We start from the raw sequence: 19,474 nt of genomic DNA on the forward strand, positions 1-19,474 counted from the left end.
TCCCTACAGTGTTTTTCGTGCTTTTAGTGTCTTTCGTGGACGATTCTTTTGGTAGATTCATTATTGGAAGCCGCCTTATTTAGGGTGTTGATATAAATACTTCTGAAAACCGGCAAACACCTTGCCAATTTCTTCAGGCCTGCCCAAATCCGCCACGGCATCGGCAATCGCGCCGTGATACTTGATGCGCAACAACGGCGTCAGCTTTTCCCTGTCCAGCTCCTCGACGCCGACCTTGACGTAATGCGCCAGCACAAAATCGAGAAAGGCCTGCTGTTTGCTGTTGAAATGAGCATGGATTTCCACCTTTGCCCTTGCCGCTCTTTGTTCGCGGCTCAGTGGCGGCAAGGCATAAGCCACATGTGCCAACACATCGAACAAATCGCTGTTTTCGGCGTCGATAATCTTTTGCATTTCAAGCAATTGCTCTTTGCCGAAGCCTTGTTCGGCCAGCCCGAACAACAGTTTGGCTCGCGTATCCGGTAAACTCCACAAATCGCGCAACTCAGCTTCGTTTTTGAAAAACTCCGGCAACTTGCCGAACAGCGATTCCATAAATTGCTGCGCCGACATCGGTGTGCCGTCGGGATGCCAGAAACTGGTCACGGTCATGTACTGAATGCTTCGCTCCTTACCGTCGGCAAGCGTCACCTTCGCCTTCTTCTTGCATCCGCACGGGTGCCGGCCGCATTTTGGGCAAGGCTCTTGCTCGCATTCGCAAGGCCGCTGGTTGCAGACTAGACAAGGTTGCGGCAACGGCTTTTCACATAGACACGGATAGCCGCCGCATTTGGGGCAGGTTTCCGGCTCAACCGGTTCACCGTCCCACTCCGGGTCGCAAAAGTGATGGTGCGCCTTCACGAAATCGTAGATCGTGAAGTAGTCCTTGCCGTCGTAAAGCCGCGTGCCGCGCCCGATGATCTGCTTGAACTCGATCATGTTGGTCACCGGCCGCATCAATACGATGTTGCGGATATTTCTGGCATCCACGCCGGTCGAGAGCTTTTTTGAGGTGGTCAGGATGGTCGGAATGGTTTTCTCGTTGTCCTGAAAATCGCGTAGATACTGCTCGCCCAATGCGCCGTCGTTGGCCGTCACCCGTTGGCAATAGTTCGGGTTGCTGCTCGTTGTCATCTGGTTGATCAGGTCGCGCATCGCCAGCGCATGTTCCTGAGTGGCACAAAACACCAGCGTCTTCTGCCGCTGGTCGATCTGCGACATGAAAATTTCGACACGCTTCTTTTCCCGCTCCTTGATCTCGATGATCTTGTTGAAATCGGCTTCCTTATAAAGTTTGCCGTATTCAACCTCGCCTTCCATGACGCAGTCGTCAGCGGTGTAGATGTATTCGTCCAGCGTCGTGGAAATCTGCCTCACCCGGAACGGGGTTAGAAAGCCGTCGTTGATACCGCCTTTTAGCGAGTAGGCGAACACCGGCTCGCCGAAGTAGGCGTAGGTGTCCACGTTGTCCTTGCGCTTGGGCGTGGCGGTCAGGCCGAGCTGCACGGCGGGAGTAAAGTGGTTGAGAATGCCGCGCCAGTTGCCTTCGTCATTCGCGCCGCCGCGGTGGCATTCGTCAATGACGATGAAGTCGAAAAAATCCGGCGGATATTCGCCGAAATAAAAAGACCGTTCGGGCTGAGCCTGTCGAAGCCCATTATTATGAAACCCTTCGACAAGCTCAGGGCGAACGGTGTTGCTACCCGGCCCGCTCATAAAAGTCTGAAAAATCGTAAAGAAAATGCTGCCGTTCTTAGGCACCTTGCCCTTCTTGCGGATGTCCGCAGGATCGATCCGCACCAATGCGTCTTCGGAAAACGCGGCAAACGAAGAGAAATCGTTGTAGGCCTGATCAGCGAGGGTATTGCGATCGGCCAGAAACAGGATGCGCGGCCGCCGGGTCGGCTCACCGATCATCCTGAGCCTGTCGAAGGGCCCGTCACTCAGATTCCAGCGGGTTTGAAACAGCTTCCAAGCGATTTGAAAGGCAATCGACGTTTTGCCGGTGCCGGTAGCCAGCGTCAGCAAGATTCGATCGCCGCCTTCGGTGATAGCCTCCAGGACACGGTTAACCGCGATTTCCTGATAGAAGCGAATCGCCCAGCTGCCGCCTTTATCCGGATAAGGTACAGCCGCGAAGCGGTCGCGCACTCTATTCAACACGGCAAAGGTGCGGCTCCACAGTTCCTCGGGCGTCGGATATTGCGCCAGCTCACCCTCGACACCGGTATGCATGTCGATGCCGTAAATACCCTGGCCGTTGGTCGCATAGGTGAATCGAACGGCCAACTTGCCTGCATAATCCTTAGCCTGACCAACGCCCTCGGTAAGCAGCTTATTCCATGCCTTGGCCTCAATCACCGCTAACTTGGTGTTGCGATACTCCAGCACGTAATCGGCGGTCAGCGCCTTGCCGCGCTTGCCGTGGCCCTCAATGCGGCCCAGCGTGATCGAATATTCGCGGCGGATGCGGCTGCCTTCGATGACACCCCAACCTGCCGCTTTCAGAGCGGGGTCGATATGTTCGGCGCGGGTTTCGGCTTCATTCATCGTCTAAGGTAATCCGGGTTAAAAGGTTAAACAGCGGGGCGTTAATATAAAAATTTGTCCGGCCGATTTTTTTCTTTTGCACAAAACCATTGGCATCAAGCGCATCTAAATACTTTGCCGCAGTGATGCGCGAAATCCCTAAATCGTTTTCTACAAATTCAATCTTGGTATAAGGATAACGGAATAAATTATTCAGCAACTCCTGGCTGTAAAGTTTCGGCAGCTCGCTGCGCAAGCGTTGTTTGGTCGACTGCATCAACTCGCGTAAATTTTTGATTAACTTGATTTCGCTTTTGGCGGTAACGGCCACGCCTTTAACGATATAGACGCACCACTCGACCCAATCATGGCTTTCCCGAGTCGATTGCAGCAAGCGGTAATATTGGTTTTTGGTTGAGGTGATGTAACGGCTTAAATACAGCACCGGCAAATCCAGCAAACCTTCACGTTGAAGGATTAACAGATTCAATATCCGCCCGGTGCGGCCATTGCCGTCATAAAACGGATGTATGCTTTCAAACTGGTGATGGGCGATGGCCATGCGCAATAAAGGGTCCAGTTCATCATCGGCATGAATAAATTTCACCAGCTCGGTCATCAGCTGTTCTATCACCCGCACATCTTGCGGCGGCTCATACACTGTTGCGCCGGTATGCTGGTTTTTAAGCATGGTCCCCGGCAATTTTCTTAAACCGGCGTTGTTTTGCTCGACTGCTTCCTGCACCCGCAAAATCGTATTCAAGCGGATTAAGCCGGATTCCTGCACGTCGGAAAATCCCACCCTTAGCCCGGCAATGTAGTTTTGCACCTCTTTAGCGGCAGGCGACGCAGCGCTGTTGGGCTCGTAAGCGTAAAGCTCGTCATGCGTGGTGATAATATTTTCAATTTCCGAACTGTCTTTCGCTTCCTGCATAGCCAGTGTATCCAGAAGAATCGCGCGGTTAGGTAAAGCTTCGCACAAGCCTTTCAGCTCGGCTAAATAGCGATGCGCTTCAGTCAGGCTTTGCCAAACGGCTTTAACTTCCAGGCTGTCATGGCTTGGAATCTCTAATTCAACCACCTTCTTCACCCGCAACTCATGATAAGAAATTTAAATTATCTTATCATGTTAAGGATAACGTGTATAAAAAATAGAATTTTGTTATCACGTTATGGCGGATAGGTTTAAAAAACCGGTTTTTTATACAGGTCATAGTTCACCGCTGAAGGCTTGGTGGAGCAGGGATTTTTTCAGTTCGTCGAGGGCGGCGAGTTTTTGTTGGTATATGGATTCTAGGCGTTGGGTTTCTTCGCTAAGTGCAGAAATTTTCACGACAATAGCCTGCTGTTCTTTCAAAGGCGGAAGAGGAATTGGGTAGCTTTTTAGCTTTTGCCCATTAATATTTGCCTGGTTGACACTCGAAATCACAACAGTTTTACCATATTCCTTCGCAATTTTACTATTAAGGAAATAGTTCAAATAATCCGCATCAAGCAGGTTCTCTTTTCTGTGAATCCTTATCAAGTACCCTGCAAAAATTGCGGGCATTTCAGCTTTGTAGATAGCTGTTTTTCCTACTAATTCTGGACTATTGGTTCGGTTAAATAGAACGTCATTATTGTTCAGAAAATATTTATCAATTTCGCAATCGTCATCTGAATATACTAGCTTGTCCCACACAAATCGGCCACTTTGAATATTACCCATTCTAAGTACTGGTATTTTTCCTTGCTCCTTAGATTTTGCAGATGACCCATATTCAACCCTCGTGCAAACTTCACCCAGTGTCGTATTAATCCACCCTTCACCGCGCTGAGTGAAAACTGATTGTAGGTGGCTTTCGAACAGAGCGCTGGCATTTTTGAGGTTCTCTTCGGCATTGGCTTTGGCGGTGGCGATGCCGTCAAACGCTTTGTCGAGGATACCGACAATCCGCTGCTATTCGTCTATTGATGTCGGATAGCTAACCGCGAATCTCTCCGCTAAAACGGAACGCGCAAGTTCAGTTTGCCCACCGCACCCTTCGCCAGCTGCCATAATTGCTTCTTCAATAACGACAAGCATGTAGCCAAAAAAATCCGGGAAGAATTTTCCCGACTTTGGGCGAACAATGGTGACGTGCGAATCAACCGTAGTCGGTTCGGCCGGGATGTCACGAACCTGAGCAACACGGCCTAAAGTCCCGGTTCCCGTCGAATTAACCAGCACGTCGCCAAGCTGAATGAAACGCGCTGCATTGACGGCCTTTGCTTCTACGTCATGTCTTCGCGACCGTTCGTAGCTAACGCGATGATCTCGAATACACTTCTGGTTGACGACACATACGCCACCTTCTTCCAAATACTTTGGTGAGATTCCTCGGTTCAGCAAGGCGCACACCTCGCCTAGAGGCTTTGTCTTCCATCCGGTTTTCATAGCGAGCTCTCCCCATCCGTTCGTCCTGAGCTTGTCGAAGGATGATCGGATGGGGAGATGCCTTCGACTATTCGACTTGCTCTCGGCTCCGGGCGCACGGTGCTGGTGGTTTCAGTGAAAATAGCTGGTGTTGCTTGCCGCCTTTCGACACCGTTCATTCCTTCGACAAGCTCAGGACGAACGGTGTCGAAAGGCTCAGTCCGAACGACATCCAAGATCTCAGTCCGGACGGTATTATTGGTTCGGCAAGTATTTGATGATTTGGCAAGACGGGATACCTCGACCCAATCACCGCGCATCATGGCTTCCTTCTTTTTACGACTCCAGCCTTTGATTTGCCGCTCAGAGGTCAGTGCTTCAATCCGGGTTGGAAAGTCCTGCGAAAAAGCCAGTTGCAGGGGACGCCGTTTGAAGGTGTAACAACTGGTTATCGCACCCAGATGGTGTTCATGGATGCGTTTTTCAAGATTGTCTGTGTGGCCGGTGTAGTAGCTGCTATCGGCACAGCGGAGAATGTAAACCCAGAAAGCCATTACTCACTGTCCTTGTGTTCGGTTCTATTTACAAGTTCAGAGTCAATAGATGTAAGTCGTTGATAAAACACCACACCAACCCGCTCGATATGCTCTAACAAACTTGGGCTGTCGATGTAATTCCGGATCGACAAATCCACCTGATAGGGGATAGGCGAGTCTTCCAATCTACCGGCAATTTCGCCCAATATGCGATGATCCAGGCTATCGCCGGTTAGGGTCAGGTCGATGTCGGAGCCTTTCCGGTAATTGCCTTTGGCGCGCGAGCCATAGAGGATCGCCTGTTCGACCGCAGGGTAGTCGGCCAGTATCCGGCGAATGATTGCCAGGGTTTGCTCGGGAAGTCCAAAACTTGACATGGCTATTCTTTGTGCTGCATGTCTTCTTGCAGTGCAAGAAATTCGGGGTGATAAGTGTTAATGATGGCAACGATTAGAGCCTCCGCAATCTCCAGGTTATAGGTATGGCTGGAGAGATTGCGTTTTTCGATCATATCCATCCAGGTTTCGCCATCTTCAATCAGGCCACGCTTGAATGCCTCGCGCACGGCGCCACGCGAGCCCACGATGCCTTGAATGCCCTCGTAAGCCAAATAATCTTTCAATACATTCCAGGCCAATTCGTGAACAAACTCGAATCCTTGTATGACCCCCTGTTTTTCAAGGTTGGACAGCGGACGCTGCCGCGACAATTCAACTGCCAACGTGAGCTGATAGAGGGCAAGCTTATAATTCTCAAAGCGTTGTTTCCAGCGAATATCCTCAGTCATGAACAGCTCCTGATAATAGTTTTTTGATATTTCCAAGCACATTGGCCTCTCTGCATCCAATGCTGCAATCTCGTCCATGATGTCCTGGGGGCTGCGATGGATAATTGCTTCGCCGCCGTTGGGATTCTTTACCGAAAGGTCGAAGGTTGCCGGGTCGATGGTGGCAGCATCCACGCTCCAGCTTTTGGGCGAGTCGGCGTTAGTTTGTTGCAATTCGATAAACTCGGCAAGATCGGCGTCGTTAAGCGGGTTGGTCTTGCCCATGTTGCGGCCCGGTTCGAGCTGGTAGTACCACGTCTTGCGGGTCGGCGCGCCTTTCTCGAAGAACAGCACCACGGTCTTTACGCCCGCGCCCTGAAAGGTGCCGCCGGGACAGTCGAGGATGGTATGCAGGTTGCAACTTTCCAACAGCAGTTTCCTCAAGCTTACCGACGCGTTATCAGTGTTGGACAGGAAGGTGTTCTTGATGACCACGCCGCCGCGTCCGCCAGCCCTGAGCATCTTGATGAAATGCTGGAGGAACAGGAACGCGGTTTCGCCGGTGCGGATCGGGAAATTCTGCTGCACTTCCTTACGCTCCTTACCGCCGAACGGCGGATTGGCCAGCACTATGTCGTAGCGGTCCTTGTCCTGGATGTCGGCAAGGTTTTCGGCCAGGGTATTGGTGTGGATGATGTTCGGCGTCTCAATGCCGTGCAGAATCATGTTCATGATGGCGATCACGTAAGCCAGCGACTTCTTTTCCTTGCCGTAGAAAGTACGCGTTTGCAGGATATTGTGGTCGCCTGTGGTGAGGTTGCCTTGGGCCGTCAGATAATCGAATGCCTCGCACAAGAAGCCCGCCGAACCGACCGCGCCGTCATAAATGCTTTCGCCGATTTTGGGTTGCACCACTTGCACGATAGCGCGAATCAGCGGGCGCGGTGTGTAATACTCGCCGCCGTTGCGCCCCGCGTTGCCCATGTTCTTGATCTTGGCTTCGTAAAGGTGCGACAGCTCATGCTTTTCGGTCTGCGAGCGGAAACGCAGTTCGTCGATGTGGTCGATGATTTCGCGCAAGTTGTAACCGCTGTGGATCTTGTTCTTGATCTCGCCGAATATCTCGCCAATCTTGTATTCGATGGTGTTCGGGCCATCGGCTTTTTGCTTGAAGCCGTGCAGGTAGGGAAACAGCTCGCGGTCTACGAAGTCGCGCAGATCGTCGCCGGTCAGCGCCTTGTTGTGGTCCGGCTTGCCATCGTTGTCCTTGGGCGCGGCCCAGTTTTCCCAGCGGTACGGCAGGTCAAGAATGAAAGCGTATTTCTTCCCCTCCAGCTCGGCTTCCATGGCCTTGTCCTGCTCCAGGCCGTCCAGAAATTTCAGGAACAGCAGCCACGAGGTTTGCTCGGTGTAGTCCAGTTCGCTGGCGCAACCGGCCTCTTTCCAGATGACGTCGTCGATATTTTTGAAGGCTTGTTTGAACATGGATTTTTTTCTTTTGAGCCGTTGTCCACTTTGGCCGACAACGGGTTATATATAGGGATAACTAAGGGTTATTTTGCGTACACCATTGAAATAATCGTCGGCTTTACAATTCGCCGAGTATGTCGCGGCGGTCGTTACTTGCCGATGCAAAAGCTGGAAAATATCTTCCCGAGCAAATCATCCGAGGTGAATTTTCCGGTAATTTCCGCAAGGCTGTTTTGCGCTTGTCTTAAATCTTCCGCGACCAGTTCTCCAGCCTGACTGCCTCTTAACTGGTCTAAGGCGCTTTCAACAAATTCATGGCCTTTGTTTAAGGCTTCAATATGCCGTCTTCGGGCGATGAACACATTGTCGGTCGCCTCGTTAAAACCGACGCTCTGTTTGAGGTGTTGTTTTAACAGTTCCATACCGTCGCCGGTTTTAATGGACAGGTAGATTTGGGTGCCGAGTTCGGTTTGTTTGATTTCCGGTTTCAGGCCCAGCAGGTCTATTTTATTGTAGATTTGGGTGATGTTGCCGCCCGACGGCAGGGTTTTTAACAGCGACTCTGTTTCCGCTTCCCTTGCATCGATCAGCAATAAAATTTTATCGGCGTTTTTGATCTCTTCGTGAGCCCTGCGGATGCCTTCCTGTTCTATCGCATTGTCGCTTTCGCGCAGGCCTGCGGTATCGATGATATGCAGGGGCATGCCGTCCAGCTGGATGCGCTCTTTCAACACGTCGCGCGTGGTTCCGGCGATGTCGGTGACTATCGCGGCTTCGTGTCCGGCCAGCGCATTGAGCAGGCTGGATTTTCCGGCGTTCGGTTTGCCCGCCAATACGACGGTCATGCCGTCGCGCAGCAGGCGGCCTTGTTGCGCTGTTTTTTGGATTTCTCCAATACGGTGCAGTATTTTGACGATCCGGTTTTCGACCACGCCGTCGGTCAGGAAATCGATTTCTTCATCGACAAAATCGATCGCCGCTTCGACATAAATTCTGAGCTCGGTCAGTTCTTCGACCAGTTCATTGATCTGTACTGAAAAAACGCCCTGCATCGATTTTTGCGCGGACCGGACCGATTGTTCGGTGCTGCTTTCAATCAAGTCGGCGACGGCTTCAGCCTGGGCTAAATCGAGTTTGTCATTAAGAAATGCGCGTTCGGTAAATTCGCCGGGGTTGGCTAAGCGAGCGCCTAGCGATAAAACCCGCCGTAACAGCATGTCCAATACAACCGAGCCGCCGTGACCTTGGAGTTCGAGTATGTCTTCGCCGGTATATGAGGCGGGAGCAAGAAAATACAGGATGATGCCGGAATCGATGACCGAGCCGTCGTCATCGGTAAAAGATGAATACTGGGCCAGTCGGGGAGTTAATGCTTTATTGACGAGGTGTTTGGCGATTTCGGGAACCAATGCCCCCGAAACTCGAATGATGCCGACACCGCCATTCCCTGGCGGTGTTGCAATGGCTGCAATGGTATCTAGGTTTTCTATATCCACGTAGGCCTATGGCATTTTAGCTATTTGCTTGGTGATATACGACTGTTGAATGATAGACAGGGTGTTGTTGACTACCCAGTATAAAACCAGACCGGCCGGGAAAAACAGGAAGAAGATGGTAAAGACGATCGGGAACATCTTCATCACTTTAGCCTGTATCGGATCAATCGGCGCAGGGTTTAAGCTTTGCTGGATTTTCATGGTGATGCCCATGATAACCGGCAATACATAAAATGGATCCTGTGAAGATAAGTCCTGTATCCATAATATAAAAGGCGCATGACGAAATTCAACGGTTTCGCTCAGTACCCAATATAAACACATGAATACCGGAATCTGCACCAAGATGGGCAAACAGCCGCCCAATGGATTGACCTTTTCCTTTTTATACAGCGCCATCATTTCAGTATTGAAACGCGGTCTGTCATCGGCAAAACGTTCTTGCAGTTCTTTAAGACGCGGCTGAATTTTGCGCATCTTGGCCATTGATTTGTAACTTGATTGCGACAATGGAAAGAACAGCAATTTAATACACAGTGTTACGCCGATAATGGCTACGCCCCAGTTACCGGCGGCATCGTGGATCTGGTTCAACAACCAATAGATGGGTTTGCCGATAAAGGTTAAAAAGCTGTAATCAACGGTAAGCTCAAGCCCCGGCGCTATTTTTTCCATCATAGGCTGGATCTTAGGACCGGCGAATAATTGGGCAACAAACTGCGCATCCGAGTTTGCGTTAACGGTAACCGGTGCAGAATAAGTTCCGATAACATAGTGGCCGTCATTCAGCACTTTGGTATAAAAGTGATTTTCCTGATCGGCAGGCGGAATCCATGCGGAGGCAAAATAATGCTGAATCAATGCGGTCCAACCGCCTTTGGTTGCAACATCAAGATTTTCATCAGACATGTCATCAAAGCTTATTTTTTGATATTTTTCTTTTTCGGTATAAATAACGCCGCCGTCATAAGCTCTCATACCGCCGGTCAGCATGCCACCTTTGCTAGTCGTATCCGGCGCTTTAAGCAATTGGCTGTACTGTCTGCCCGACCAAGGCTTGGCGGAATCGTTTTTGACTTTTTGTTCGAGCGTGATGTCATAACTGCCGCGTTTAAAGGTAAACAGTTTGGTAATAGTCAGGCCGTTATTATCAGTCCATGTTAAGGGCACTGTTAAACTGTCTTGTCCTGGTTGCAGATCATAATTGGTCTGCTCGTTTTTAAATACGGTGTGATGACTCGGTGCAGTTGCAAAACCGCTGTCGGCAATTAAACCGCTTTGTGCGACAAATAATTTTTCCTGACTGCTGTTAAACAAGCGTACCGGAGCGGTATTTTTTTCCGCAACGGATAAACCGATCATCGCACGTAATTTGTCTACGACGGTGTTGGATTTTTCTATCGGGTAGGTTAGTAAATCCAGATTCTGGATGGTGCCGCCTTTCAGATCAATTTGAAGCGCCAGCACATCGGTTTTAACGGTAATGATGTTGGCGGATGACATTGTTGCCAATGGCACGGCTGCGGTATTGGGTTCTGCCGTTTCTGTTTGGGCTGATGCGCCGGTGGCAGAGGGTAAATCTTCTTTGGTATTGGTTGCTACGGGCTCTGTAATCGCAGCAACTTCAGGTTTCGGGCCATAATCCAGTTGCCAGGCTTGTTGCAGCATAAAAACAAGCATCGCAAAAGTAACGATCAGTATAAATCTTATATTATCCATTCTTATTACCAAATTTTTCTGGAACGGGATCAATGCCACCTTCATGGAACGGATGGCATTTTAATAATCTTTTGAGGGAGAGATAAGAGCCGATAATGGCCCCGTGGAGCTGAAGCGCTTCCAGAGAATAACTTGAACAACTTGGATAGAAACGACATCTATCGCCTAGCAGAGGGCTAATAAAGTATTTATAAAACTTTATAATTGCTATGAGTATGAATCGCATCGGGATACCAGCTTAAGCCAATGCCTTTCCAATGATTTTCTTAACAAATCCAGCGGAGCATCTACGGCTTCTCTACGAGCCAAAACAACAATATCAATATTCCCCAAATCGTGTTGTTTTATTCTAAAGTTTTCCCGGACAGTTCGCTTAATCACATTCCTGTGTACTGCCTTTCTTATATTTTTTTTAGCAATTGCCAAGCCTAGCCGCGGATGATCGAAATCATTCTTTATGGCTAATAGGGTAAAATATTGGTCACTTGATTTTACAGGCTTAGCAAAAACCTTTTTATATTCAGCCGGTTTTTTTAACCGTAACTGCGGGGAGAAACCAAAAACTTCTTCAGCCACCAACCGTCAACTAAACGGTTAACTGGGCGCGACCTTTTGCTCTACGAGCATTCAGAACTTTACGGCCACCTACTGTTGCCATTCTTGCACGAAAACCGTGGGTTCTTACGCGTTTGATTTTACTTGGTTGGTATGTTCTTTTCATTGTACTTAAGGCCTGATCGGATGAGTGTTAACAAAAACAGATAAAAAAGACAGCGGATGATAAAATAAACCACTTGACCTGTCAATTCTGTAGCGCAATGTTTTATTGCTGTATAGTGATAAGAAGCGAAATTACACTATTAATTATAATCAACTTTTTACTATTTCAATGAGCTCAATTTGGAACAACTGCCTCTCTAAACTTGAAAATGAAATTTCAGGTTCTGACTTCAGTACATGGATAAGGCCTCTACAGGCCATAGAAAGCGACGAACAAATAAAATTATTGGCTCCTAACCGCTTTGTACTTGACTGGGTTAAAGAGCACCATTTTGCAAAAATTGAAGAAACTATTTATGAGTTTTCCAACGGTACATTAAATTTGAGCCTGGAAATCGGTTCCAGAAATTCGTCCGTTGCAACGGCAGCTAAAGTAGCCAAGCCTGCCGGAAGCCAAAAAAGCAGCCCCAACTTCCTCAATAAGGCGTTTACGTTCGATAATTTTGTCGAAGGTAAATCCAATCAGTTGGCAAGGGCCGCTTCAATGCAGGTTTCCGAGAACATCGGCAAAGCTTATAACCCATTACTTATTTACGGCAGTTCAGGTTTGGGTAAAACCCATATGATGCATGCCATAGGCAATGCGGTTTTACAAAAAAATCCTTCAGCGACCGTCGTTTACCTGCACTCTGAAAAATTCGTCCAGGATATGGTTAAGGCATTGCAGCAGAACTCCATTAACGCCTTTAAAGAATTTTATCGCGGTGTCGATGTACTTTTAATCGACGATATTCAATTTTTTGCCGGAAAGGAACGTTCCCAGGAAGAGTTTTTTCATACTTTCAATACGCTGCTGGAAAAGAAACACCAAGTCATTTTGACCTGTGATAAATATCCTAAGGAAATTATAGGTCTTGAAGACCGCTTGAAATCACGGTTCGGCTGGGGACTTCCTGTGTTAATCGAGCCGCCTGATATGGAAACCCGGGCCGCTATCTTAATGAAAAAAGCGGCTTTGGTTAATATTGAACTGGCTCAGGATGTGGCTTTTTTTATCGCCAAAAGAATTCCGTCCAACGTTCGTGATCTGGAAGGGGCTTTAAGGCGAGTCATTGCCAATGCACAGTTTACCGGCCGTGAAATTACCATCGAATTCACCAAGGAAGCGCTGCATGATTTAATTTCCTTGCAGGATAAACTCGTTAATATCGACAATATCCAGAAAACGGTTGCTGAATATTTTAAAATTCGCGTTGCCGATTTGTCATCAAAAAACAGAAAGCAATCCATTACCAGGCCAAGGCAAATGGCCATGTGCCTGGCCAGGGAACTGACATCGCACAGCTTTCCTGAAATCGGCGATGCGTTTGGCGGTCGTGATCACACCACGGTAATGAATGCCTGCAAACGGATTGCCGAGTTAAAAGAAGCCGATAACAAGATTGCCGAAGATTACTCCAACCTGTTGAGAACCCTGTCACATTGATCGGGAGCAACCTGTGGATAAAATGTACTTTTACTAACATCGTTTAGTTAACTACAATCCGTACACGTTAAACCAGCACCCTTAAACACATTATTTATAACAACCCAGCTAATTGATTATTAAGGATAAAAAGCTGTTTTCAACAGTTTCCTTTTAAGCTAATAGTAATAATAGAAAAATATTCTTTTATGAAATTTATTATTAATAGAGAAGAAATCCTGGTCCCTTTGCAGCAAATAGTCAGCGTGATAGAGAAAAGGCAAACAATGCCTATTCTTTCCAATGTCTTGATGGTTATCGAGGAAAATCAGCTTATTTTGACCGGTACTGATCTGGAAATTCAGATCATCGCTAAAATCAATATCGCAACAGCTACGCCGGGTTCGATTACGGTGCCGGCCAGAAAGTTTTTGGACATTTGCAGGCTTTTGCCGAATGGCGCTGAAATAAAGTTTGAGTTGCAGGACGATAAAGTAAAAATCGCCTCCAGTCGTAGCCGTTTTTCCTTGAGTTGTTTGCCTGCAGATAATTATCCTGAATTTGCTGAATCTGAATTAGAGAATCACTTATTCATTAATGCCGGAAAATTTAAAAAAGCGCTCGATAAAACGGTATTCTGCATGGCTAATCAGGATGTTCGTTATTATTTGAACGGCTTATTGCTTAATGTATCCAACAGTAAGTTGAAACTGGTTGCATCGGACGGGCATCGCTTGTCCATTTATGAGGATAACCTCGATCAGGCTACCGGTTTTGAAGCTCGAATTATTCTTCCCAGAAAAGGCGTTCTCGAACTGAATCGATTGCTCGACGATCCTGAGGCTGAATTGAAAGTGGAGTTTTCCAGCAACAATATTAGAATTTTTATCAAGAACCTGATTTTCTCGGCGAAACTGGTGGATTCTAAATATCCTGATTTCGGCAAAGTTTTCCAGCAAGAGTTTTTTAACCAAATCCATATTCAAAAGCAGATACTAAAAGAAGCATTGACCCGTGTCGCTATCTTGTCGAATGAAAAATTCAAGGGCGTGACCTTTGACATTAAACCCGACAGCCTGAAAATCAGCACTCATAACCCGGAGCATGATGAAGCCGAGGAAGAACTGTTTATTGAATACACCGGTGAACCGTTAACTATTGCTTTTAATGCCCAGTATTTATTGGATGCTGTTTCAAATCTGGATTCCGAGCTTGCAGTTTTGACTATTGCCAGCAATGCCAGCAGTTGTTTTATAGATGAACCTGGTGATTGCGGGTATAAATTTATCGTTATGCCGATGAGACTGTAATATTGCAGTTATGAGTTTGTTGAAACTGGATATTTACGGGGTTAGAAATATTCAAAAAGAATCCATCGTCCCTTCTCCGGCAATTAATCTAATTATTGGAGAAAATGCCAGTGGAAAAAGTACGCTCATTGAAGCCATTTTTATTTTGGGACGAGCCAAATCTTTTCGTTCTTCAGCCATCAAGTCCGTTATCAATTTTACGCAAAATCATCTGGTTGTTTCAGCACAAACGGTGCAGGAAAATGGCAGTCACCTGCATTTGGGCATACAACTGGATGGTAAAAATATTGAAATTCGCATCAATCAACAATCAAAACAAAAACGCTCGGATTTAGCCTATGCGTTGCCGTTGCAACTGATTCATCCCAAAAGCTATGAATTACTCGATGCCGGTTCGCAAATCAGGAGAGAGTTTTTAGATTGGGGCGTTTTCAATAATGATCAAAACTTTTTGCCTGCATGGCGCAAGTTTAAAAAAGCCTTATCCCAACGCAATGCGCTGTTAAAAACAAGACGGCTTGAACAAATCAATGTTTGGGATAATGAACTTGTTTATTACGGTACAATAGTCGATAGCTACCGTCAGCAATATTTAGAAAAATTCAAGCCTGTTTTTATCGAGATTATCGGCAGATTTCTCGCCCTTGATGGACTCGACCTTAGGTTGGTCTCCGGTTGGGATACGGCTAAAGAATTCAGCCGGGTTTTAATTGAAGATCAGGATAAAGACTTACGCTACGGATTTACCCATAGCGGACCGCATCGAGGGGATTTTCAATTATTGGTCAATAACCGGATAGCAAAGGATTTTGTTTCACGCGGTCAATTAAAGTTATTGGTCATGAGCTTAAAATTGGCGCAGGTCCAGTTGCTTGCCAACGAACAAAGCCAGACCGGCTGCATATTGATTGATGATTTTGCGGCTGAACTCGATGTAGTTAATCGTGCTAAATTATTGCACTACTTGTCAGAGATGGCATGCCAAGTGTTTATAACGGCTACAGAAACACAAGATTTTGGCGATTTAAGCCAGATAAAAAATTACAAAATGTTCCACGTGGAACATGGCACCATAAAACCCGTGTAATGTTCCACGTGGAACATTCACAACCAATAGGAAAAAAACAATCATGAGTAACTCCGTTGATCAAGTTGTCGAAACGTCAAGCCAAACGGCCGCTATAACAACTGCCGCGCCTGAATACGACAGTACCAATATTCAAGTGTTAAAAGGGTTAGATGCCGTAAGAAAAAGACCGGGTATGTATATCGGTGATACGGATGACGGTTCCGGGTTGCATCACATGGTTTTTGAAGTCGTCGATAATTCGATTGATGAAGCCTTGGCAGGATACTGTAAAGAGGTCAGGGTGATTATTCACAGCAATGGCTCAGTCTCTGTTTCTGATGACGGACGGGGCATTCCTGTTGATATTCATAAAGAAGAGGGCGTGTCTGCGGCGGAAGTTATCATGACGGTACTGCATGCCGGCGGTAAATTTGATGATAATGCCTACAAGGTAAGCGGCGGTCTGCACGGTGTAGGTGTATCGGTTGTTAATGCCTTATCCGAAGAGTTGAATCTTGAGGTGCGCAAGAATGGTCAGCTTTACAAACAGCAGTACCGTATGGGGAATCCGGTTGCTCCATTGGCCGCAGTAGGTCCGGCCGAAGGTTCCGGCACCTTGATAAATTTCAAGCCCAGTACGGAAACGTTTACCGATGTCGAGTTTCACTACGACATCCTGGCAAAAAGGCTCAGAGAATTATCCTTCCTGAATTCCGGCGTACGTATCAGCCTGGAAGATGAGCGGTCTGATCGACAAGACGTATTCGAGTTTGAAGGCGGCATAGGCGCTTTTGTTGTGCATCTTAATAAAAACAAAACGCCGCTGTTCCCGGAGGTATTTCACTTTGTAGCGGAAAAAGAAGGTGTTGTTGTCGAAATAGCTATGCAGTGGAATGATTCTTATCAGGAGAATGTGTTTTGCTACACCAACAATATTCCCCAGCGTGATGGCGGCAGCCATTTGGCCGGCTTCAGGGGCGCTTTGACCCGGACCATCAATCAATACATTGAATCCAGCGGTTTGGCTAAAAAAGAAAAAGTACAGACGACCGGCGATGATGCCCGAGAAGGTTTGACGGCGGTTCTTTCGGTTAAAGTGCCTGACCCTAAATTTTCATCTCAAACCAAAGACAAGCTGGTTTCTTCGGAAATTAAACCGATAGTCGAATCGACGATGAATGAGAAGTTACAGGAGTTTTTGCTCGAAAAGCCGCAAATAGCCAAAGCCATCGTCGGCAAGATTGTCGAGGCCGCCCGTGCCAGAGAAGCAGCCCGTAAAGCGCGTGATTTGACGCGTCGCAAGACCACGCTGGATATTGCCGGATTGCCGGGCAAGCTGGCGGATTGCCAGGAAAAAGATCCCGCGTTATCCGAACTGTTCCTGGTGGAAGGGGATTCTGCGGGCGGATCGGCAAAGCAGGGCAGGGATCGTCGTACTCAAGCCATACTACCGTTAAAGGGGAAAATTCTTAACGTGGAGAAAGCCCGATTCGACAAAATGATTTCCTCGGAAGAAGTTGGAACGTTAATTACCGCGTTAGGCTGCGGCATAGGCAAGGACGAATATAATCTGGCTAAGTTGCGTTATCACCGCATTATCATCATGACCGATGCGGACGTCGATGGATCGCATATCAGAACCTTGTTGCTGACGTTCTTTTATCGTCAATTACCCGAGATCGTCGAGAAAGGCTATATCTATATTGCCCAACCGCCGTTGTATAAAGTTAAAAAAGGCAAACAAGAGCATTACGTTAAAGACGATGCCCAGTTGAATGAATACCTGATTCAGCTCGCCTTGGATAAAGCCCAGCTGTTTACCGATGTATCGGCACCGCCAATTCAAGGGCAGGGCCTGGAAAAACTGGCTAAACTGTTTACCGAAGTAGACAGTATCAATAATCGTTTATCCAGACGTTACGATGAAATTTTTCTGGAGCAGTTTGCCTATATGGATGTGATCAGCGATGAGCTCAAGCAGGATCAACAAAAGCTTGCCGCCTGGTTTGTCGATATGGAGCAACGGTTGACTGACTGTGACAGTAAGGCGATATACATCGTTGAACTGGACTACAAAACAAGCAATGATTTTTCTGTCGTGGTTAATAAGCGACTGCATGCAATAACCAAAACCTTTGTATTGCCGTCGACCTTTTTCAATGGCAAGGATTATCACAAAATCGCGCAATACGCCAAAGACACGGCGGGTATGTTTAACGAAGACTCATTCATGCAAATGGGTGAAAGACAGCAGCCGGTCAGCAACTTTAAACAGGCTTTTGAATGGATGATGAAGGAAATCAAAAAAGGCCAGCATATCCAGCGTTACAAAGGTTTGGGCGAAATGAACCCGGAACAACTTTGGGAAACCACGTTGGATTCAAATAACCGCCGCTTGCTGCAAGTCAGAATCGAAGACGTGATTGCGGCCGATGAGATATTTACCACGTTGATGGGCGATGTCGTAGAGCCGCGTCGGGATTTCATTGTTAAGAATGCGTTGGATGTTACTAATCTGGACGTGTAATATTTATACCTGTCGGATCTCATAATTTATGAAATAAATCTCACAATTGTGAAATGAAATCTCATAATTAATGAAATAAGCTCTAATGGCCACGAGTGACCAGTTGGTCACATCCAAAATAAGCGTAGACTGGGTAGAGCGATAGTGAAACCCAGTTTACAGAGTTTGCTACTGTTGTTCAGCGGTTTGCCAGTTTCGTTTTGGACGGTCAGTTGACCATTTTCCTTTGTCAATAGGTACAGTTAGCTAGTGCTTCATTATTTTTCAGAGATAGTTGGATGTGGATATGGTCTTGCTTCTTCTATTGAGTCCCAATGTGGGACGAAGGGAACAGGTCCTCGCTCTTTACAAGCAGTCTCACACAACGAACAAATGAGGCTGGCAAGAGTTGACTGGTGACTGCTTTCGACTAAAACAGCCCACTCCGAATGTGAGTCCACGCAATATTTTCAAGCGAGTTGACGCCATAAAGGGACATGCGGCTGGTGTTCGCACGTTCACCAAAAATTAAAAACACGATAATTAATTTCTTTCTCTTTCCATCAGGTAAATTCGCGCTTTTAGATAAAAGCACCGCGTCTCCACAAATCCTTAATGTAAAAAACAGAATACCGAAAAAGAACATGGGTTAAAGCGATTTACGCCAGGCAAGGAGTTTGTTTGTAGATTAGTGTACTTCGTGAAATTTTAGCGGCTAAAATATTACGACAAATTACTTCAATCTGGCCACCATAACAATCAATACAAACATATTTGGCGCCCCGGTTGTTTTTATAAAGTTAATTGCTTAATTAGAGTGCTTATTTATTTCGATATATCGAATAAGTAATTGATTATAAAAACAAATTGAATATTTTTCATAATTCTATTATTCTTATAGAAAATTACTGAAATAAGGCTCCTCTCCATGACACCGTTCGGGTTGTTTTTAGAAAATATTAGGCGTAGTCGTCAACTACAACAAAAACAATTGGCAGCAGACCTTGGTGTTCAAGCCTGTTACATCAGTTCGTTGGAAAAAGGTCGGAAAGCACCGCCATCCAAAAAAGTACTTGAAAGGCTGATTGCTGCATTGGATCTAAATGAGGAAGAGCAAAGCTTAATGTGGGAAAGTGTGGAACAATCCGAATTGTCATTTAAGTTGCCTGGCAACATGATACTCGCTGAATATCAATTGATAAGCCGATTAAAACAACAATTGGGAAGATTAAGCCAAGAACAAATCACGATTATGCTAAATGTTCTTGCATTAAACACCACATCGAACAAGCAAACAAAAACAAGGAGAATGAATATGTAAAGTGCAACACGGAACAAACCAGTCGGCTTGCCCCGCGCTGCAAGCGAAGTAGATACTCCGCCGTGAGAAAGTATAGTATCTCCCCGCTCACAACTCTCGTCAAGCCAACTCTGGCCAAATTACCACTAACAGAAAACTTTATTACCGTATTCGGTAAGGAATAGTTATGTCT

At 46.8% G+C, this 19,474-nt stretch carries 17 protein-coding genes; 5 read left to right on the top strand and 12 right to left on the bottom strand.

What is annotated here, in order from left to right; all coding sequences use genetic code 11:
• Nucleotides 1-75: 75 nt before the first annotated feature.
• From hsdR to rpmH, 12 genes are all read right to left on the bottom strand, one after another.
• The gene (gene hsdR / locus METTU_RS09360) at nucleotides 76-2,550 is read right to left on the bottom strand and encodes an EcoAI/FtnUII family type I restriction enzme subunit R (RefSeq protein ID WP_006891198.1); all 2,475 of its coding nucleotides are present in this window, start codon (nucleotides 2,548-2,550) and stop codon (nucleotides 76-78) included.
• Entirely contained in the window at nucleotides 2,543-3,610 is a 1,068-nt protein-coding gene (locus tag METTU_RS09365) for a Fic family protein (protein ID WP_150107822.1), read from the bottom strand. The genes hsdR and METTU_RS09365 overlap by 8 nt, the downstream gene beginning before the upstream one ends.
• Before the next feature lie 129 nt (nucleotides 3,611-3,739).
• Nucleotides 3,740-4,462: a restriction endonuclease subunit S gene (locus METTU_RS24015; protein WP_217182866.1), complete on the bottom strand. Its 723-nt coding sequence runs from the start codon at nucleotides 4,460-4,462 to the stop codon at nucleotides 3,740-3,742.
• A gap of 6 nt (nucleotides 4,463-4,468) precedes the next feature.
• A complete protein-coding gene (locus METTU_RS24020; RefSeq protein WP_217182806.1) occupies nucleotides 4,469-4,945 on the bottom strand; it encodes a restriction endonuclease subunit S domain-containing protein in 477 nt (158 codons plus the stop codon).
• On the bottom strand, nucleotides 4,942-5,478 hold the full coding sequence (locus tag METTU_RS22375) for a GIY-YIG nuclease family protein (RefSeq protein WP_006891200.1): 537 nt from the start codon (nucleotides 5,476-5,478) through the stop codon (nucleotides 4,942-4,944). The genes METTU_RS24020 and METTU_RS22375 overlap by 4 nt, the downstream gene beginning before the upstream one ends.
• Entirely contained in the window at nucleotides 5,478-5,837 is a 360-nt protein-coding gene (locus tag METTU_RS09385; RefSeq protein WP_006891202.1) for a nucleotidyltransferase domain-containing protein, read from the bottom strand. Before METTU_RS09385 ends, METTU_RS22375 begins: the two co-directional genes overlap by 1 nt.
• 2 nt (nucleotides 5,838-5,839) lie before the next feature.
• On the bottom strand, nucleotides 5,840-7,711 hold the full coding sequence (locus tag METTU_RS09390) for an HI0074 family nucleotidyltransferase substrate-binding subunit (RefSeq protein ID WP_006891207.1): 1,872 nt from the start codon (nucleotides 7,709-7,711) through the stop codon (nucleotides 5,840-5,842).
• A gap of 134 nt (nucleotides 7,712-7,845) precedes the next feature.
• On the bottom strand, nucleotides 7,846-9,192 hold the full coding sequence (mnmE, locus tag METTU_RS09395) for a tRNA uridine-5-carboxymethylaminomethyl(34) synthesis GTPase MnmE (RefSeq protein ID WP_006891208.1): 1,347 nt from the start codon (nucleotides 9,190-9,192) through the stop codon (nucleotides 7,846-7,848).
• A gap of 6 nt (nucleotides 9,193-9,198) precedes the next feature.
• Nucleotides 9,199-10,911 (bottom strand): membrane protein insertase YidC, encoded by a 1,713-nt coding sequence (gene yidC / locus METTU_RS09400; RefSeq protein WP_040580322.1) that lies wholly within the window; start codon nucleotides 10,909-10,911, stop codon nucleotides 9,199-9,201.
• Entirely contained in the window at nucleotides 10,904-11,137 is a 234-nt protein-coding gene (gene yidD / locus METTU_RS22380; RefSeq protein WP_081466894.1) for a membrane protein insertion efficiency factor YidD, read from the bottom strand. Before yidD ends, yidC begins: the two co-directional genes overlap by 8 nt.
• Nucleotides 11,119-11,487: a ribonuclease P protein component gene (rnpA, locus tag METTU_RS09405; RefSeq protein WP_031437302.1), complete on the bottom strand. Its 369-nt coding sequence runs from the start codon at nucleotides 11,485-11,487 to the stop codon at nucleotides 11,119-11,121. Before rnpA ends, yidD begins: the two co-directional genes overlap by 19 nt.
• A gap of 10 nt (nucleotides 11,488-11,497) precedes the next feature.
• A complete protein-coding gene (gene rpmH / locus METTU_RS22385) occupies nucleotides 11,498-11,632 on the bottom strand; it encodes a 50S ribosomal protein L34 (protein ID WP_081466895.1) in 135 nt (44 codons plus the stop codon).
• A gap of 168 nt (nucleotides 11,633-11,800) precedes the next feature.
• Between rpmH and dnaA the strand changes: the two genes are divergently transcribed.
• The 5 genes from dnaA to METTU_RS09430 all read left to right on the top strand — a co-directional run bounded on the left by dnaA (nucleotide 11,801) and on the right by METTU_RS09430 (nucleotide 19,302).
• Complete coding sequence (dnaA, locus tag METTU_RS09410) at nucleotides 11,801-13,117, top strand: chromosomal replication initiator protein DnaA (protein ID WP_006891211.1); 1,317 nt, start codon at nucleotides 11,801-11,803, stop codon at nucleotides 13,115-13,117.
• 188 nt (nucleotides 13,118-13,305) lie between these two features.
• Complete coding sequence (dnaN, locus tag METTU_RS09415; RefSeq protein ID WP_006891212.1) at nucleotides 13,306-14,406, top strand: DNA polymerase III subunit beta; 1,101 nt, start codon at nucleotides 13,306-13,308, stop codon at nucleotides 14,404-14,406.
• Nucleotides 14,407-14,416: 10 nt separating this feature from the next.
• Nucleotides 14,417-15,493 (top strand): DNA replication/repair protein RecF, encoded by a 1,077-nt coding sequence (gene recF, locus METTU_RS09420; RefSeq protein WP_006891213.1) that lies wholly within the window; start codon nucleotides 14,417-14,419, stop codon nucleotides 15,491-15,493.
• A 43-nt stretch (nucleotides 15,494-15,536) separates the two neighbouring features.
• Nucleotides 15,537-18,002 (top strand): DNA topoisomerase (ATP-hydrolyzing) subunit B, encoded by a 2,466-nt coding sequence (gyrB, locus tag METTU_RS09425; RefSeq protein WP_006891214.1) that lies wholly within the window; start codon nucleotides 15,537-15,539, stop codon nucleotides 18,000-18,002.
• Nucleotides 18,003-18,909: 907 nt separating this feature from the next.
• On the top strand, nucleotides 18,910-19,302 hold the full coding sequence (locus METTU_RS09430; protein WP_006891218.1) for a helix-turn-helix domain-containing protein: 393 nt from the start codon (nucleotides 18,910-18,912) through the stop codon (nucleotides 19,300-19,302).
• Nucleotides 19,303-19,474: the final 172 nt, after the last annotated feature.

The sequence above is a fragment of the Methylobacter tundripaludum SV96 genome, assembly GCF_000190755.2.
Taxonomy (GTDB): Bacteria; Pseudomonadota; Gammaproteobacteria; order Methylococcales; family Methylomonadaceae; genus Methylobacter_A; species Methylobacter_A tundripaludum.

Excerpts from the sequence above, each read along its gene's own strand:
- dnaA (WP_006891211.1), top strand. The coding sequence starts at position 11,801 with ATGAGCTCAATTTGGAACAACTGCCTCTCTAAACTTGAAAATGAAATT.
- METTU_RS09390 (WP_006891207.1), bottom strand. The coding sequence starts at position 7,711 with ATGTTCAAACAAGCCTTCAAAAATATCGACGACGTCATCTGGAAAGAG.
- rpmH (WP_081466895.1), bottom strand. The coding sequence starts at position 11,632 with ATGAAAAGAACATACCAACCAAGTAAAATCAAACGCGTAAGAACCCAC.
- METTU_RS09385 (WP_006891202.1), bottom strand. The coding sequence starts at position 5,837 with ATGTCAAGTTTTGGACTTCCCGAGCAAACCCTGGCAATCATTCGCCGG.
- gyrB (WP_006891214.1), top strand. The coding sequence starts at position 15,537 with ATGAGTAACTCCGTTGATCAAGTTGTCGAAACGTCAAGCCAAACGGCC.
- recF (WP_006891213.1), top strand. The coding sequence starts at position 14,417 with ATGAGTTTGTTGAAACTGGATATTTACGGGGTTAGAAATATTCAAAAA.
- dnaN (WP_006891212.1), top strand. The coding sequence starts at position 13,306 with ATGAAATTTATTATTAATAGAGAAGAAATCCTGGTCCCTTTGCAGCAA.
- METTU_RS09430 (WP_006891218.1), top strand. The coding sequence starts at position 18,910 with ATGACACCGTTCGGGTTGTTTTTAGAAAATATTAGGCGTAGTCGTCAA.
- yidC (WP_040580322.1), bottom strand. The coding sequence starts at position 10,911 with ATGGATAATATAAGATTTATACTGATCGTTACTTTTGCGATGCTTGTT.
- METTU_RS22375 (WP_006891200.1), bottom strand. The coding sequence starts at position 5,478 with ATGGCTTTCTGGGTTTACATTCTCCGCTGTGCCGATAGCAGCTACTAC.
- yidD (WP_081466894.1), bottom strand. The coding sequence starts at position 11,137 with ATGCGATTCATACTCATAGCAATTATAAAGTTTTATAAATACTTTATT.
- METTU_RS24020 (WP_217182806.1), bottom strand. The coding sequence starts at position 4,945 with ATGAAAACCGGATGGAAGACAAAGCCTCTAGGCGAGGTGTGCGCCTTG.
- hsdR (WP_006891198.1), bottom strand. The coding sequence starts at position 2,550 with ATGAATGAAGCCGAAACCCGCGCCGAACATATCGACCCCGCTCTGAAA.